General features: G+C 39.1%; 14 protein-coding genes. 7 read left to right on the forward strand and 7 right to left on the reverse strand.

From position 1 onward, the window contains the following. The 3 genes from A3223_RS00005 to A3223_RS00015 all read right to left on the reverse strand — a co-directional run. The coding region (locus tag A3223_RS00005) for an Rrf2 family transcriptional regulator (protein ID WP_141081786.1) at positions 1 to 229 on the reverse strand (229 nt) is incomplete at its 3' end. A gap of 115 nt (positions 230 to 344) precedes the next feature. Continuing rightward, complete coding sequence (locus A3223_RS00010) at positions 345 to 851, reverse strand: NAD(P)-dependent oxidoreductase (protein ID WP_084107828.1); 507 nt, start codon at positions 849 to 851, stop codon at positions 345 to 347. Between the two features lie 36 nt (positions 852 to 887). After that, the gene (locus A3223_RS00015; protein WP_084107829.1) at positions 888 to 1,262 is read right to left on the reverse strand and encodes a cupin domain-containing protein; all 375 of its coding nucleotides are present in this window, start codon (positions 1,260 to 1,262) and stop codon (positions 888 to 890) included. A gap of 161 nt (positions 1,263 to 1,423) precedes the next feature. Here A3223_RS00015 and A3223_RS00020 point away from each other — a divergent pair, with 161 nt between their 5' ends. Both A3223_RS00020 and A3223_RS00025 read left to right on the forward strand, forming a co-directional pair. Then, entirely contained in the window at positions 1,424 to 2,308 is an 885-nt protein-coding gene (locus A3223_RS00020) for an ABC transporter six-transmembrane domain-containing protein (RefSeq protein WP_084107830.1), read from the forward strand. Next, on the forward strand, positions 2,286 to 3,206 hold the full coding sequence (locus A3223_RS00025) for a cation diffusion facilitator family transporter (protein ID WP_084107831.1): 921 nt from the start codon (positions 2,286 to 2,288) through the stop codon (positions 3,204 to 3,206). Before A3223_RS00020 ends, A3223_RS00025 begins: the two co-directional genes overlap by 23 nt. A 1-nt stretch (position 3,207) precedes the next feature. Here A3223_RS00025 and A3223_RS09900 read toward each other — a convergent pair whose 3' ends face one another. Then, positions 3,208 to 6,372, reverse strand: a complete 3,165-nt coding sequence (locus tag A3223_RS09900) for a restriction endonuclease subunit S (RefSeq protein WP_084107832.1) — start codon at positions 6,370 to 6,372, stop codon at positions 3,208 to 3,210. A gap of 136 nt (positions 6,373 to 6,508) precedes the next feature. Here A3223_RS09900 and lepA point away from each other — a divergent pair, with 136 nt between their 5' ends. The 5 genes from lepA to A3223_RS00055 all read left to right on the forward strand — a co-directional run bounded on the left by lepA (position 6,509) and on the right by A3223_RS00055 (position 10,599). Next, positions 6,509 to 8,299, forward strand: a complete 1,791-nt coding sequence (gene lepA, locus A3223_RS00035; protein ID WP_084107833.1) for a translation elongation factor 4 — start codon at positions 6,509 to 6,511, stop codon at positions 8,297 to 8,299. Positions 8,300 to 8,514: 215 nt separating this feature from the next. After that, entirely contained in the window at positions 8,515 to 8,745 is a 231-nt protein-coding gene (locus A3223_RS00040; protein ID WP_084107834.1) for a 2-hydroxymuconate tautomerase family protein, read from the forward strand. Continuing rightward, complete coding sequence (locus A3223_RS00045) at positions 8,739 to 9,461, forward strand: hypothetical protein (RefSeq protein ID WP_084107835.1); 723 nt, start codon at positions 8,739 to 8,741, stop codon at positions 9,459 to 9,461. Before A3223_RS00040 ends, A3223_RS00045 begins: the two co-directional genes overlap by 7 nt. An 11-nt stretch (positions 9,462 to 9,472) precedes the next feature. Further along, a complete protein-coding gene (locus A3223_RS00050) occupies positions 9,473 to 10,030 on the forward strand; it encodes a YajG family lipoprotein (protein ID WP_084107836.1) in 558 nt (185 codons plus the stop codon). Beyond that, positions 10,030 to 10,599: a ComF family protein gene (locus A3223_RS00055; protein WP_084107837.1), complete on the forward strand. Its 570-nt coding sequence runs from the start codon at positions 10,030 to 10,032 to the stop codon at positions 10,597 to 10,599. Before A3223_RS00050 ends, A3223_RS00055 begins: the two co-directional genes overlap by 1 nt. Positions 10,600 to 10,679: 80 nt before the next feature. On the opposite strand, the gene A3223_RS00060 is transcribed toward A3223_RS00055, so the two are convergent. From A3223_RS00060 to pgsA, 3 genes are all read right to left on the reverse strand, one after another. After that, positions 10,680 to 11,318: a YggS family pyridoxal phosphate-dependent enzyme gene (locus tag A3223_RS00060; protein ID WP_180378681.1), complete on the reverse strand. Its 639-nt coding sequence runs from the start codon at positions 11,316 to 11,318 to the stop codon at positions 10,680 to 10,682. After that, entirely contained in the window at positions 11,315 to 12,424 is a 1,110-nt protein-coding gene (gene rseP / locus A3223_RS00065; RefSeq protein WP_084107838.1) for an RIP metalloprotease RseP, read from the reverse strand. The genes A3223_RS00060 and rseP overlap by 4 nt, the downstream gene beginning before the upstream one ends. Before the next feature lie 195 nt (positions 12,425 to 12,619). Beyond that, positions 12,620 to 13,165: a CDP-diacylglycerol--glycerol-3-phosphate 3-phosphatidyltransferase gene (gene pgsA / locus A3223_RS00070; protein WP_084107839.1), complete on the reverse strand. Its 546-nt coding sequence runs from the start codon at positions 13,163 to 13,165 to the stop codon at positions 12,620 to 12,622. Between the last annotated feature and the right edge of the window lie 14 nt (positions 13,166 to 13,179).

Raw genomic sequence — 13,179 nt, forward strand, 5'->3', positions numbered from 1 at the left:
TTTGAAGGAGGGTTAGATCTTTTGGCTCTTTCGCAAGACTCACACCACCAACTCCGGCTGCGACATTTACGAGCCCTGCAGCCTTTAGAGTGCAAAGCAGGCGCCTAACTATGACCGGATTTGTATTTATACTACCTGCTATAAATTCGCTCGTGACTTTCTCGTCTTTGAAAAAACAAGCTGCTAAAACTACATGGATCGCGGTTGAAAACTTAATCCCTATTTGCATGATCGTCCTTGAAATTTTTTCTGATTATACTTTAAATTTTTACTAAAAGAAGTTTATTTTTTAGTTTAGATTTGACAAGCCAGCTTTTTGTACCAGCTATGTCAAATCTATAATTTCATGCTCGCTCGCCAACTGCTGTGAAGCGTTTTTGTATAAAATTTTTGTTTTTTAGCTCGTCTATGATCGCAAGCACAAGGTCTGCATAACTTATATAGCTCTCATTTTTTGAGTTTAAGATGAGATTATCTCCACCAAGCACGTATTTACCAGTATGAGCACCATTTGCGTCGTAGTCGCCTGCTGGGCTTACGTATGTCCAAAGCAAATCGCTCCTACCTTTTAGCTCAAAATAAGACTCCGCAGTCGCTTTTGCCACGCCCATATATGCAGCTGGGAAGTCTGGCGTATCCATCACCATTGTGTCCTTGTCATCAACAAATAACGTACCAGCGCCGCCAACTACGATAAGCCTTGTGCTAGCGCCTTCTAGTAAATTTATAAGGTGAGCGGCCACTTTTTTGTGAAGTGGGAAGGTTTCTTCACTCCATGCTGCAAATGCACTGATAACAGCATCAAAGCCTGCTAGATCAGCCTTTGTAAGCTCGAAAATATCTTTGTAAATAACCTTTACACTCGTATTTTTATACTCTTTATTTCTTTAGAGCCAGCTTGGCTTTACGTCATCAACTATCACGCCATCACTCATTGTGTATTGCTCTAGGCTACCGCGTTTTGTCTGGATGCAGATCATTTTGATGCCGTTTTTGCCAGCTTTAAAGCACCTTTTACCATCTGGATCTATGCGCACCGCGTCACCTTTGCTTACTTTTATCACTTCGCCGTCGATAAAAAGCTCGCCATCGCCCTCAGTGATGATGTAAAGCTCCTCGTTTTGCTTGTGCGCATGGACAAATGGCACGTTCACATTTGCTGGAAGCTCGTTTATAGATACTTCACAGCCAGTTAAATTTAAAGCCTCTTTTAGTTCGACTCTTGGCGCATTTGCGATCTTTGCAACTTGAAAATTTTTCATTTTGTTCTCCTTATTTTTTGTTGTAATCTTTTTTCTTACAACAGATGAGCGAAGTATAGTGATTTTTTGTTGTAATGTCAAGAGTTACAATAAAAATTTATCAAAATTTGCAAATTTAGGCTAAAATTTACGAAAAATTTATGATAGCTTGGAGTTAAAATTTGCAAAAGAACGCCTTTAAAACGCTAAAGAGCATAGCGACCGAGCATAACAAAAAGCTCATTTTGACCTTTACTTTGGTGCTAGCAGAGAACGGACTTTTTCTAGCCTACCCGATATTTGCGGGCTTTGCGATCAACGCAATCATGCATGGAAATACGTTAAATGCCCTCATTTACGCACTTTTTGTGCTCATAGCGTGGCTTGTAGGAGCCATTAGGCGCCGCGTGGATACGCAAGTTTTTGCAAATATCTACGCAAAGCTTGCTGTAAACGTCATCATGAATGAAAAACAAAATGCCAAAGACGACTCCGCCATTATCGCCAGAGTAGCGCTCTCGCGAGAGTTTGTAAATTTCTTTGAGATGCATTTTCCTATGTTTTTTACATCGGTTATTTCGATCATCGGCTCAGCGTTTATGCTCATCTTTGTCGAGCCAAAGGTCGCTGTGGCGTGCTTTGCCGTGATGATCGCTTTTCTTATATTTTTACCAAGATATATCAAGAAAAATGACGACCTTTATCTTCGCTTAAATGACCACCTAGAAAAAGAGGCAAAAGTGATAGGTGTTTTTAACAAAAGCACGCTAAATAGGCACTACGACGTCGTTTCTAAATTTCGTATAGCGATCTCAAATAGGGAGGCAATGAGCTATTTTATCATCGGCATTAGCGCTTCGCTGCTCTTTTTGGTGGCGATAATAGTGCTAAGCTCGCAGCAGACAAATGCCGGCCACATCTACTCTGTGATGACCTATATATGGAATTTCGTCATCAGCCTTGACGACTCGCCAAAGCTCATCGAGGAATTTTCAAATTTAAAAGATATAGGCAAGAGGATCGACGCCCAAAAGAAGGATAATGATGCACAACAAGAGCGTTCTTAGAAATTCATTTTTTCTAATTTTCACGTTTATGATAGTTGAGGCTGTTTTTGGCTTCGTTTCAAACTCGCTTGCGCTCATTAGCGACGCATTTCACATGCTCTCAGATGCTGCGGCTCTCTTTTTGTCGCTCATGGCGTTTAAAATTTCAGAAAAAAGGGCAAATTTACAAAAGACCTTTGGCTACAAAAGGGTCGAGATCATCGCTGCTTTCATAAATGCTATCGCTCTTATCGCGCTGGCTATCTTTGTCATAGTCGAAGCTATCATTAGGCTTTTTAGCGAGCCAGAGATAGAGGCTAAAACGATGATTTTTGTTAGTATTTTGGGTCTTGCGGTAAATTTAGTCGTGGCTATTTATATGCATAAAAGTGCTGATACAAAAGAAAATTTAAATATGAAAGGTGCTTATTTGCACGTGCTTGGCGACACGCTTGGCTCAGTTGGCGCTATCGTCGCAGCGCTTCTTGTGATGAAATTTAACTTCACGCAGGCCGATAGCATCGCAAGTATCTTTGTCTCGCTACTCATTATAAAAAGTGGCGCTAGCTTGCTAAAAGATAGCTTTAATATCCTGATAGAAGCCGTGCCGCTTAAGCTTGATACGGATGAAATTTTAGGCGTTATAAAGGGCGTAGATGGCGTTAAAATCGTGCATGACCTGCATATCTGGGCGATAAATGCTGGCACAAACGCGCTCATAGCCCACGTGGTGGTGGATGATGCGCTAAGCGTGGCTGAAATTTCAAAGATGATAAACCACATCGAACACGAGCTTTCTCACGTTGGTATCGGTCATGTCACGCTTCAGTTTGAGAGCGAGAGTCTTGGACACAAAAATGGTCTCATCTGCGAGCTAAAAAGCGCGCATAAAGACGAGCATTTTGGGCATCATCACTAATCTAGGCTTTATTAACGACTTTTTTGGTTGCTTCTATCTTTTTGTCAGCCCAAAGCACGATGTCTTTTATAACCAGTTTTTCGATGGCTTTTATGAAATCTTTTATAAATTTGTAGTTAATCTCACCATCTTCGCTTATTGGAAGTAAAATTTTTGTCTCATTAAATAATCTTTCAAAGTCACGGACTAAGTGACTTTGATAAAAATTTTGTTTTTTATTAAGCCAACATATAAAATATTGAGCTATATCTTTATTAAAATTATCAAATTTCGGATAAATCGTTTTCGTAAATTGACCTGCGTAAAAATCCTTTTTCATATAGAAAAATTGCATTCCAAGCATCCCAACAGCTAGTGAATTGCCATTGATTTTATGCTTTTCATCTAAATAATCAACATATCCTGCTATTCCATTATTTAAAACCGTTCTTGTAAAATATGGGTATTCACCATTATCGCTAAAATGAAAACTTTTTTTATTAAGTTGTGGGTTTGAGACAACTTTAAATAAATCGCCGATTTTAAATTCCTTCGCCATCCCCCGTCGGCTAAATTCGTCGAATTTGGCAAGAGCGGTTTTTTCTGATTGTGTTAATTCATAATTTTTAAGCCCAGTGGCGCGTAAATACGCGTCGAGCTCTTCGACGCGTTCGCGCTCGAGCTCTTCGATAAATTTTTCCATAAAGGAAAAATTTATCTCACCGCCTAGCGTCGGCAAAAGGATTTTGTGGGCTTCTAAGCTATTCATTCTGTATTGCTTCCCATATCCGAATTTATACTTATCCATGTTCATCACGGTTGCTATATAGAATAAGGCTTTATGGTTTATTGGATTTTTGCTTTGCAAAACTAAGATATTATCATCGCAACAAAAATCATCTAAATGCACAAAAGCATTACAAAACATATCAATTGTGATTGCATTGTTGTAAATTTTTTGCGTATTTGGTTCTATAAAACCCTTTACGCCTTGATTAAATTCTCCTGCTGTTACGAGCGGGTATTTTCCGTCTTGCCTATTGCTTTTGATTAATCTTGTTCCTCTGCTGTAATTGAATAAATTTGTGACTTTATATTCCCTAAATTCCCCGCCGTTTGACCTGAATTCACGCTCCAAATTCTCTAAATTTCTCGAAATTACTCTTTGCTTGGGACTATCCTTTTTTAAAATTTGCGATACTTCCCAGCTTAGATAATCGCTTACGCTCTTTTTAAAATCCGCTAGCGTCGGCATAGTATCGACTGGACGAGATTTATTCCAGTCAGCGCCATTGTTCGGATCAATCGTTGCTTCGTAATATTCGTTTTGCGTGAAAATTTCAAGCTTACTTGCGCCAAAACGCACCAAATTTACCAGCTCATCGTAGCGTTCGTGTGCGCGGTCGGCGATTTTTAAATTATTACTCGCTTTTTTACGATTTGACCTTGCGTAGCCGTCGTTTGAAAAGTCAATAAATTTAACCATTTCATCTTTTTCGTGCTTTTCGCCTACTTTAAAGACGTAGATATTTGTTTGCACGCTTGATTTGCCGACGAAAAGATCGGTTGGCATTTTGATACTCGCGACAAGGGTGTTGTGTTTTAAAATTTTTTTATTAAATTCACGTGCTCTTCCGCTACCAGCTGAGTTTTGTATGATTATGGCGGCGTAGCCTTTACTCATCATATTTAAAGCAGTTTCTACAAAGACCATGCCATTTCCAGGCGCAGAATATGGCGGATTTAGCACAAAAGCGGTTGCGGGAAATTTCTCTTTAATATCTCCAAAGCCATATTCACCATTAAAATCACTTAAACTATCTTTGTTTAAGATATTAGAGCTTCCGTCACCCATCATTATCATATTTAAAACTGCTAGCATATAAATAGATGGAAGAATTTCAAGTCCTAAAAGTTGTTCTGCTTTTATCTTTAGCTCTTTTTGTTTGAGTTCTTGAGGTGAATTTATAGTAGCTTTGGCGTCTTTCATCATCTCATTCATAGCGGCTACTAAAAGTCCAGCTGAGCCTGTGGCAAAGTCCCAAACATAGCTATCTTTATTTACCCGTGCAAGGCGCACTAAAAGCGTAGCAATATATGAGGGAGTAAGAACAACGTCGTTTAATTTATCTTGCGAAAAACCAAGCCATGAATACATTTCGTTAAATAGCTTGCCAGTAAAATCAGTGGTGAGCCCGATTTTGTAATAAATTCCCAAATCATCAACTATTTTGCAAAATACTCTTTTAAGTTGTGTTTGTCCATCTGAAATTTTATTTATATTTTCAGACAAAATCGTGTTTGAGAGTGTGCGAAGAATGAGCTCTTTTTTATCTGTTGGAATATTTTTGCACTCTAGAAAAGCTTTTATCTTTCTCGTTAAAATTTCGCCATCAGTGTTGCCTTGCTCTGGTGAAGATTTTAGTTGCGATTTTTCTAGTGGAGCGACCCTGCCAGGTATGCCAAGAGTAGCGATGATAGAGGCTGCGACTAGATAGACGCGGTCGTTTTCGCCAAGTCCTTTTTCGTTATTATAAATATCATTATTTAGCTTTACTAGGCTTGTATCGATCTCTTTTTCGCGCTTTTGTTTTATCTTTTCAAGCTCATCGTGTGATAAATTTATATCTTTTAGGCTTTTTGCAAATTCATCAAAATTTGATCCTTTTAAAAATGAAAGGTCGCTAAAGTCGCCAACTTTTTGACCTATACCTAAATTTGACTTTGAAACATAATAGACTCCGATTTTTATTTGAAGTTTGCCTTTGTTGTCTTTAAAACCAGTGACGCCAATGGCGATGATGTCAGTATAGCTTGTATGGTGAAGCAGAGCATTTGCATAGTGGATCGCTCCATTTACAGCGTATTCTTTTATATTTTTAAAATTTGGTTCATTTTTGGCGGTGCGATTTTCTACATTGCCGTCGGCGTCTAGTTTTTCTAACTTATCTTCATAGCCTTTGTATTCAATCAATACAGGATAAAAATTTAAGCTCTTATCTTGCAAGAGTAGTTTAGCATCAGGTTTGTTGCCACCTTTGCCACCTCCCTTAGAAGCATATTCTTGTAAGGCATTATCTATCTCACTATTTAAGCTCTCTTGTTCCATTTTGATATCAAGTTTATATGATTTGAGCTCTGAATTTATCATATATGCCACATTTGGTTCTACACTTTGGATTGCCATTTTTAACCTTCATTATTTTATTTTTAAAGTTGTGATTTTAACTACTTTTTACTTAATATTTAAAATTAGATTATGCAAATTTTAAATCAACTTTAGGCAAAATAAAGCCCAAATTCTCAGAAAAAGTAAAGCTTATATGAAAAACATTAGAAACTTTAGCATCATAGCTCACATCGACCACGGCAAAAGCACACTTGCTGATCGCCTCATTCAGGAGTGTGGCGCCGTAAGTGACCGTGAGATGAGTTCGCAAATCATGGACACGATGGACATCGAAAAAGAGCGTGGCATCACGATCAAAGCCCAGTCTGTTCGCCTAAACTACGCACTAAATGGGCAAAATTTTGTTTTAAATTTGATAGACACCCCAGGACACGTCGATTTTAGCTACGAGGTAAGCCGTAGTCTAGCTAGTTGCGAGGGCGCACTGCTTGTCGTGGATGCTAGCCAGGGCGTGGAGGCGCAAACCATCGCAAACGTCTATATCGCGCTAGAAAACAACTTAGAGATCATTCCAGTGATAAATAAGATTGACCTACCTGCGGCTGACCCTGCTAGGGTAAAAGACGAGATCGAGCACATCATCGGACTTGACTGCTCAGGGGCTATCGAAGTGAGTGCAAAAACAGGCGTTGGCATAAAAGAGCTGCTTGAAGCGATCATCACGAGGATCCCTGCGCCAAATGGTGATGCAAATAAGCCAACAAAGGCGCTAATTTATGATAGTTGGTTTGACAACTACCTTGGCGCGCTTGCACTTGTGCGTGTTTATGATGGTGAAATTTCAAAAAATGATGAAATTTTAGTTATGGGCACAGGTAAAAAACACATCGTGCTTGACCTTATGTATCCAAATCCTATCGCACCGATCAAGACCAAAACGCTTAGCGCTGGCGAAGTTGGTATCGTAGTTTTAGGACTTAAAAATGTTAGCGACGTGCAAGTTGGTGATACGATTACACAGGCTAGAAATCCGTTAAAAGAGCCAGTTGGTGGCTTTGAGAGGGCTAAGCCATTTGTTTTTGCGGGACTTTATCCGATAGAAACTGATAAATTTGAAGATTTGCGTGATGCGCTGGATAAACTAAAGCTAAATGATAGCTCCATTAGCTACGAGCCAGAGACCTCGGTCGCGCTTGGATTTGGCTTTAGGGTTGGCTTTTTAGGCCTTCTTCATATGGAGGTCGTCAAAGAGAGGCTGGAGCGTGAGTTTGACCTTGATCTCATTGCTACAGCGCCGACCGTGACTTACGAAGTCATCCAAACTGATGGGCTAAATTTAAAAATCCAAAACCCAAGCCAGCTACCACCAGTCAATAAAATAGACTCAATCCTTGAGCCATACGTGAAGGCTACTATCATCACGCCAAGCGAGTTTTTGGGCAACATCATCACGCTTTTAAACAACCGCCGTGGTATACAAACAAAGATGGACTACATCACGACTGACCGCGTTTTGCTTGAGTATGACATACCGATGAACGAGATCGTGATGGACTTTTACGATAAACTAAAATCAAGTACAAAAGGCTACGCAAGCTTTGATTATGAGCCTAGTGACTACCGAGTGGGCGATCTAGTAAAGCTTGACGTCAAAGTAGCTGGCGAGACGGTCGATGCACTCTCTATCATCGTGCCCGAGAGCAAGGCGCAGACAAAGGGTAGGGACTTTGTAAAGGCGATGAAAGAGATCGTGCCTCGTCAGCTCTTTGAAGTAGCGATACAAGCGAGTATCGGCAATAAAATAATCGCTCGTGAGACAGTGAAATCAATGGGTAAAAACGTCACAGCCAAGTGCTATGGTGGCGATATTACGCGTAAGAGAAAGTTGCTTGAAAAGCAAAAAGAGGGTAAGAAACGTATGAAGGCGATAGGAAAGGTGAATTTGCCGCAGGAGGCATTTTTATCCGTCCTAAAAATAGACTAACGGCTTATCTTTTGTGTCCTTTTGAAAGAGTTAGTGAAATTTTGGCTTGATGAACTACATGTTCTATCCGCACCAAAATTTCACGTCACAGCTTTCAAAATCATCACAAAATATCTCGCCTTGTTTCGAGGTGACGATATATCCGCATTTGGGAGCTTGTTTGGTGGATAGGTTTTGATTAAAATTTAAGTGCTAAATTTACAAAAAGGAGTGCTATGCCGTTTGTGAAAATTTGTGTGACAAAAGAGGGTGATAGCCCAAGTGTGGAGCAAAAAGAGAAGATGATAAGCGGAGTTACAAAGCTAATAAGCGAAATTTTAGGTAGAAGCGCTCAAAATACCGTTGTCATTATCGATGAGATTGATACGAATAACTACGGCATCGCAGGCGAGAGTGTGAAAAATCTTCGTAAAAAACAAAACGAGCAAAAGGAAGTAAAATGCTAAGAATGACATTACTGGCAGTTTTTGCAGCTGTCTTTCTAACTGGCTGTGTGGCAAAAGCCAGCCTTTGCCTCTCATGTGAGGGTATAGACGGCGTGCAAAGTGCGAGCATAAATAGCGAAGATAAGATGTATTTTGAAGAGGTTATGAGGATACCGGCTGACTGCAGCGCTTGTAAAGGCAGGGGCGATGGTCTTTTTATAAATGGTGTTAAATACAAAAGTGATGTAGCAATAAACTGCTGCTTGGAAAAAAACATGATCGATACTAATGTTGGGTTAAAAAAGGTTTATTTCCACAGAATCGTTGATGCTAGAAGTAGCGCTAGATCGATATATTACACAGGCGTTGAAGGAAATACTGCAGTTTTTAACTCAAATCCACGCCTTGAAGTGCTTTTTTATATGTTTTTGCAGCGTGAGTTAAATTCTCGCGGAATCGTTGTTGTCGATACTCAAACATCACCTTACACATATAGGCTTGATTTTAGATTTGACGAGCTTAGAGGAAGCTATTCAGGAAGTTCAGAAATTTTAAATGGACATCTAAATGGGCTTCTTATTCTTTCAAATATAAATTTCAAAAAAACGTTACCTATCTCGACTAGGCACCATGTGGAGAAGCTAGAGGCCTCAGAGTCTGGTCAGTTTGACTTTTTTATCGCACTTTTGGTTAAACAAGCCGCGATAAAAGTAGCCGATGAGATCACTAAACTTTAAAAGGAAAAACGATGAATAAATTTAAATTTTTAGCTATTTTTGGACTTTTTGTTTTATTTTTAACTGGTTGTGCACCAAGTCAAAGTGTTGTCGCATTTGATCCATATAAGGCTGCTGCGAACCAGCAAAATAGTGGCTTTGAGGCCTATATAAGCGCAGTGCATGATAACCGCAAAAATAAAAGTACCATTGCTACGATCACTGATAGCAAAGGCACAGTAAAAGAATATGTCGTGCTTCAAAACGATCTTGCTACTTATTTTAGCGATTCTCTCAAAAAAGAGCTTATGGCGCGCGGTGCAAATGTAAATGGTATGGGTGGCGTTGTAGTTGAAATTTTTATCAACGAATTTGAAGCAAATATGAGTGGATACGGTACTGATAACACAAAAGGCAATATTAAGATCACACTTAAGATCCAAAAAGGCGATCAAAGTATCGTTAAAAATATCTCAAATAATCAAACCAAATTTGAGTTAATTCCCACAGGTGGAGCATTTAAATCATTTTTGACTGAGATCATAAATGACGCTATCAAACGCACTGCAATTGCTATTTTAAATAGCTAATGTTTTGTGCGTTTTGCAAGAGCTTTACGCTAAATACGTTTTGTAAAATTTGCTCACAAATTTTAATCGAGCCAAGCCCGATAGTAAGAGAACTAGAGGGCTTTAAAATTTATAGCTTTTACGGCTACTCTGAAATAAAAGAACTCATCCACTCCAAGCACCAAATGCACGGATATTTTATATATAAAAACTTAGCCAAATTTGCATTTAATCAATTTTTTAAAAGCTTTAGCTTTCCGGAGCAAATTTACGCCTTGCCGATAGATGATAGAGTGCATCATGGCTACTCGCACACGGCTATTTTGGCAAATGCACTAAGGGCTAAAAATCTAAAGCCCATATTTCACGCACTGCATGCGACCAGTAAGATTAGCTATAGTGGCAAGTATTTGCAATTTAGGCAAAATAACCCAAGAAATTTTAAAATCCTAAAAAAGATCACTGTGCCAGTTATTTTAGTAGACGATATCGTAACCACTGGCACTACGATACTTGAGGCTAAAAACACTCTAGAAAAAGCTGGCGTAAAAGTACTTTTTGCTCTAGTTTTAGCTGACGCTAAATATTAAATTTTAATTTTTCTCAAGTCTTTTTAGTAAAAATTTATCAAGCTCCAGCAGCAAAGGCAAATCAGACAAAAGCGATAAAATTACAAATAAAGCATAGTGCCAAGGCGAATCATATTTGAGCCACATTTTATCGCTAGCTCGAAGTCGTTACTCATGCCCATTGAGCAGATAGTTGCGCCTTTTGGCTTTAGGCTATCAAAAATTTTATAAGTTAGTTCAAAACTCTTTTGAATCTCTTTTGGCTCATCCACATGCGCTCCGATACTCATCACGCCTTTTAGATTGATATTTTTGCACTCACTTTGGATGCGCTCATAAATTTCTGCCGCATTTGCTACGCTTACACCTTGCTTTGTATCTTCATCAGCTGAGTTTATCTGAAGCAAGGTATCTAGCTTATAGCTAAGCCTTTTATTGACCTCTATAGCTCTTTCAAAGCTATCGCAGCTTTGCCAAAGTGTTGGCTTTAGACTTATCATCTGATTTATTTTGTTATTTTGCAATCGGCCGATCATATGCCATTTTATATCAGTAAAATTTTGCAGTTCTAGCTCTTTTTTGGCTAGCTCTTGGACTCTATTTTCACCAAAATTTCTTTGCCCCTGCGCATAAAGCTCTCTTACTTCAGTGCATGTCACATTTTTGCTAACGGCGATGAGCGTCACATCTTTGCTTAAATTTTCGATTTTTTCAAGTAGCTCTTTTAAAACTATCATCATAAACCTCCACTTAATCTCATAATGTCATTAAAAGTTGCAAGTACCATTATGCCAAGCAGTAGCGCCCAACCGCAGTAGGTAAGCGTAACAAGCACTCGCTCATTTACCTCACGTCTAAAAATTAGCTCATATAAGTTAAAAAGTATGTGCCCACCATCAAGTGCTGGGATGGGGAATAAATTTAGGACACCTAAATTTACTGAGATTAAAGCGACGATCGTCAAAAGTACGCCAAGACTTATTTTTGCGGCTTTTGAAGTGACATCAGCGATCTGTACGATGCCACCGACCTCTTTTAGCGGCACAGCTCCACTTACTAGTTTGGTAAAGCTTTTAAAGATGAGCTTTGATGCTTCGATCGTCTCACTAAAGGCAAAATTTATGCCTGCAAGACCAGTGTGGTAAATTTTTATCACTTCTCCATTTGGAGAAATTCCGATCAGTGGGCGTTGCACCTTTTCATTAAATAGATTTATCGTCTCGCCTATCTTTGGTGTTAAATTTATAGTCATTTGCGAGCCGTTGCGATCTATAAAAATGGTGCTTGGCTCAAGCTTTACATTTTTACTGATCTCATCCCACTCGTTTATCTTTACGCCATTTATTGCTAAAATTTTATCATTTTTAGCTAGTCCAGCGCTCGCAGCTGCCGAGCCTTCAGCTATGTGGCCGATACTTGGTGCAAGTCTTTCAACTCCGATAAATCCAAGCAATATATATAAAAAAAACGCCAAGATAAAGTTAAAAAATGGCCCAGCAAAGAGGATGTAGATACGCTTTATCGGACTTAGCACGTTGTAGCTGTCCGCGTCGTAGTTTTTGGCCTTTGGGTCGGTGTCGTCTTGCCCTTTTAGTTGTACGTATCCACCAAGTGGGATCGCGCTTAGGCAGTAGTCGGTGCCGCCAATGTTTTTGGTATAAATTTTCTCACCAAAGCCGATACTAAAGGTATTTACTTTGACGCCGAGCATTCTTGCTACTAAAAAGTGGCCAAGTTCGTGAAAAAATATGAGAAAACTAATGGCTAAAACGGTCACTAAAAAATAAAACGAATACGCATAAAGTCCAAGGCAAAGTAGGACTAGCGTGAAGAGAATGCCTTTCAAAACTTACCTTTTTTGAAAAATTGATGAGATTTTAGCCAAAATTTATAAATTTACTCTCAAACGGCATTTAACTAAAAATTTCTTTTAGCTAGGAGAAATTTTTAACTTGATTTTACTTATTTTGAAAATGAAGATTTGATTATTTATATAAATTTTTGCAAGTAAAAACTTTGGGTCTTACGAGCGAAAGAAATTTTAGCTCTTTTTCATCGCCTTTACATAGGCAAAAATATACTCAAATCCAGAATAAAGCGTAAGCGCAACAGCTATCCAGAGCAAAAGCTCGCCACCAGGCCAGCTCATCAGTAAAAATCCAACCGCAAACATCTGCGAGACTGTTTTTACTTTGCCAGCCATTGATGCAGCGACCTCGACACCATCACTTGCCATCACGACACGAAAGCCAGTTATAAAAAACTCCCTTACCAAGATGAGATAAACAGCCCAAGCGCTCGCTCTACCAAGCATCATAAGGCCTAAAAATGCAGCCAAGATCAGCATCTTATCAGCTAGCGGGTCAAGGATAGCGCCAAGCTTGGTCTTTTGATCCCAGCTTCTGGCAATAAAGCCGTCAAAAAAGTCAGTCACCGAGGCGATCACAAAAATAAGAGCTGCAAAGTAGTTTATCCAGCTTATGTGAATTCGCGTAAAAATTCCTGGCGCATTTACGAGCATAAAAAACATAAGCGGAGCCAGTAGTATCCTAAAAAATGCCAATGCGTTTGGTAAATTTAAACTCACAAATATGCCTTTAT

The sequence above is a fragment of the Campylobacter concisus genome (assembly GCF_002092855.1).
In the GTDB taxonomy this organism is placed as follows: Bacteria; Campylobacterota; Campylobacteria; order Campylobacterales; family Campylobacteraceae; genus Campylobacter_A; species Campylobacter_A concisus_AI.

Excerpts from the sequence above, each read along its gene's own strand:
- A3223_RS00045 (WP_084107835.1), top strand. The coding sequence starts at position 8,739 with ATGCTAAGAATGACATTACTGGCAGTTTTTGCAGCTGTCTTTCTAACT.
- A3223_RS00015 (WP_084107829.1), bottom strand. The coding sequence starts at position 1,262 with ATGAAAAATTTTCAAGTTGCAAAGATCGCAAATGCGCCAAGAGTCGAA.
- A3223_RS00040 (WP_084107834.1), top strand. The coding sequence starts at position 8,515 with ATGCCGTTTGTGAAAATTTGTGTGACAAAAGAGGGTGATAGCCCAAGT.
- A3223_RS00060 (WP_180378681.1), bottom strand. The coding sequence starts at position 11,318 with ATGATGATAGTTTTAAAAGAGCTACTTGAAAAAATCGAAAATTTAAGC.
- A3223_RS09900 (WP_084107832.1), bottom strand. The coding sequence starts at position 6,372 with ATGGCAATCCAAAGTGTAGAACCAAATGTGGCATATATGATAAATTCA.
- A3223_RS00025 (WP_084107831.1), top strand. The coding sequence starts at position 2,286 with ATGCACAACAAGAGCGTTCTTAGAAATTCATTTTTTCTAATTTTCACG.
- A3223_RS00050 (WP_084107836.1), top strand. The coding sequence starts at position 9,473 with ATGAATAAATTTAAATTTTTAGCTATTTTTGGACTTTTTGTTTTATTT.
- A3223_RS00055 (WP_084107837.1), top strand. The coding sequence starts at position 10,030 with ATGTTTTGTGCGTTTTGCAAGAGCTTTACGCTAAATACGTTTTGTAAA.
- lepA (WP_084107833.1), top strand. The coding sequence starts at position 6,509 with ATGAAAAACATTAGAAACTTTAGCATCATAGCTCACATCGACCACGGC.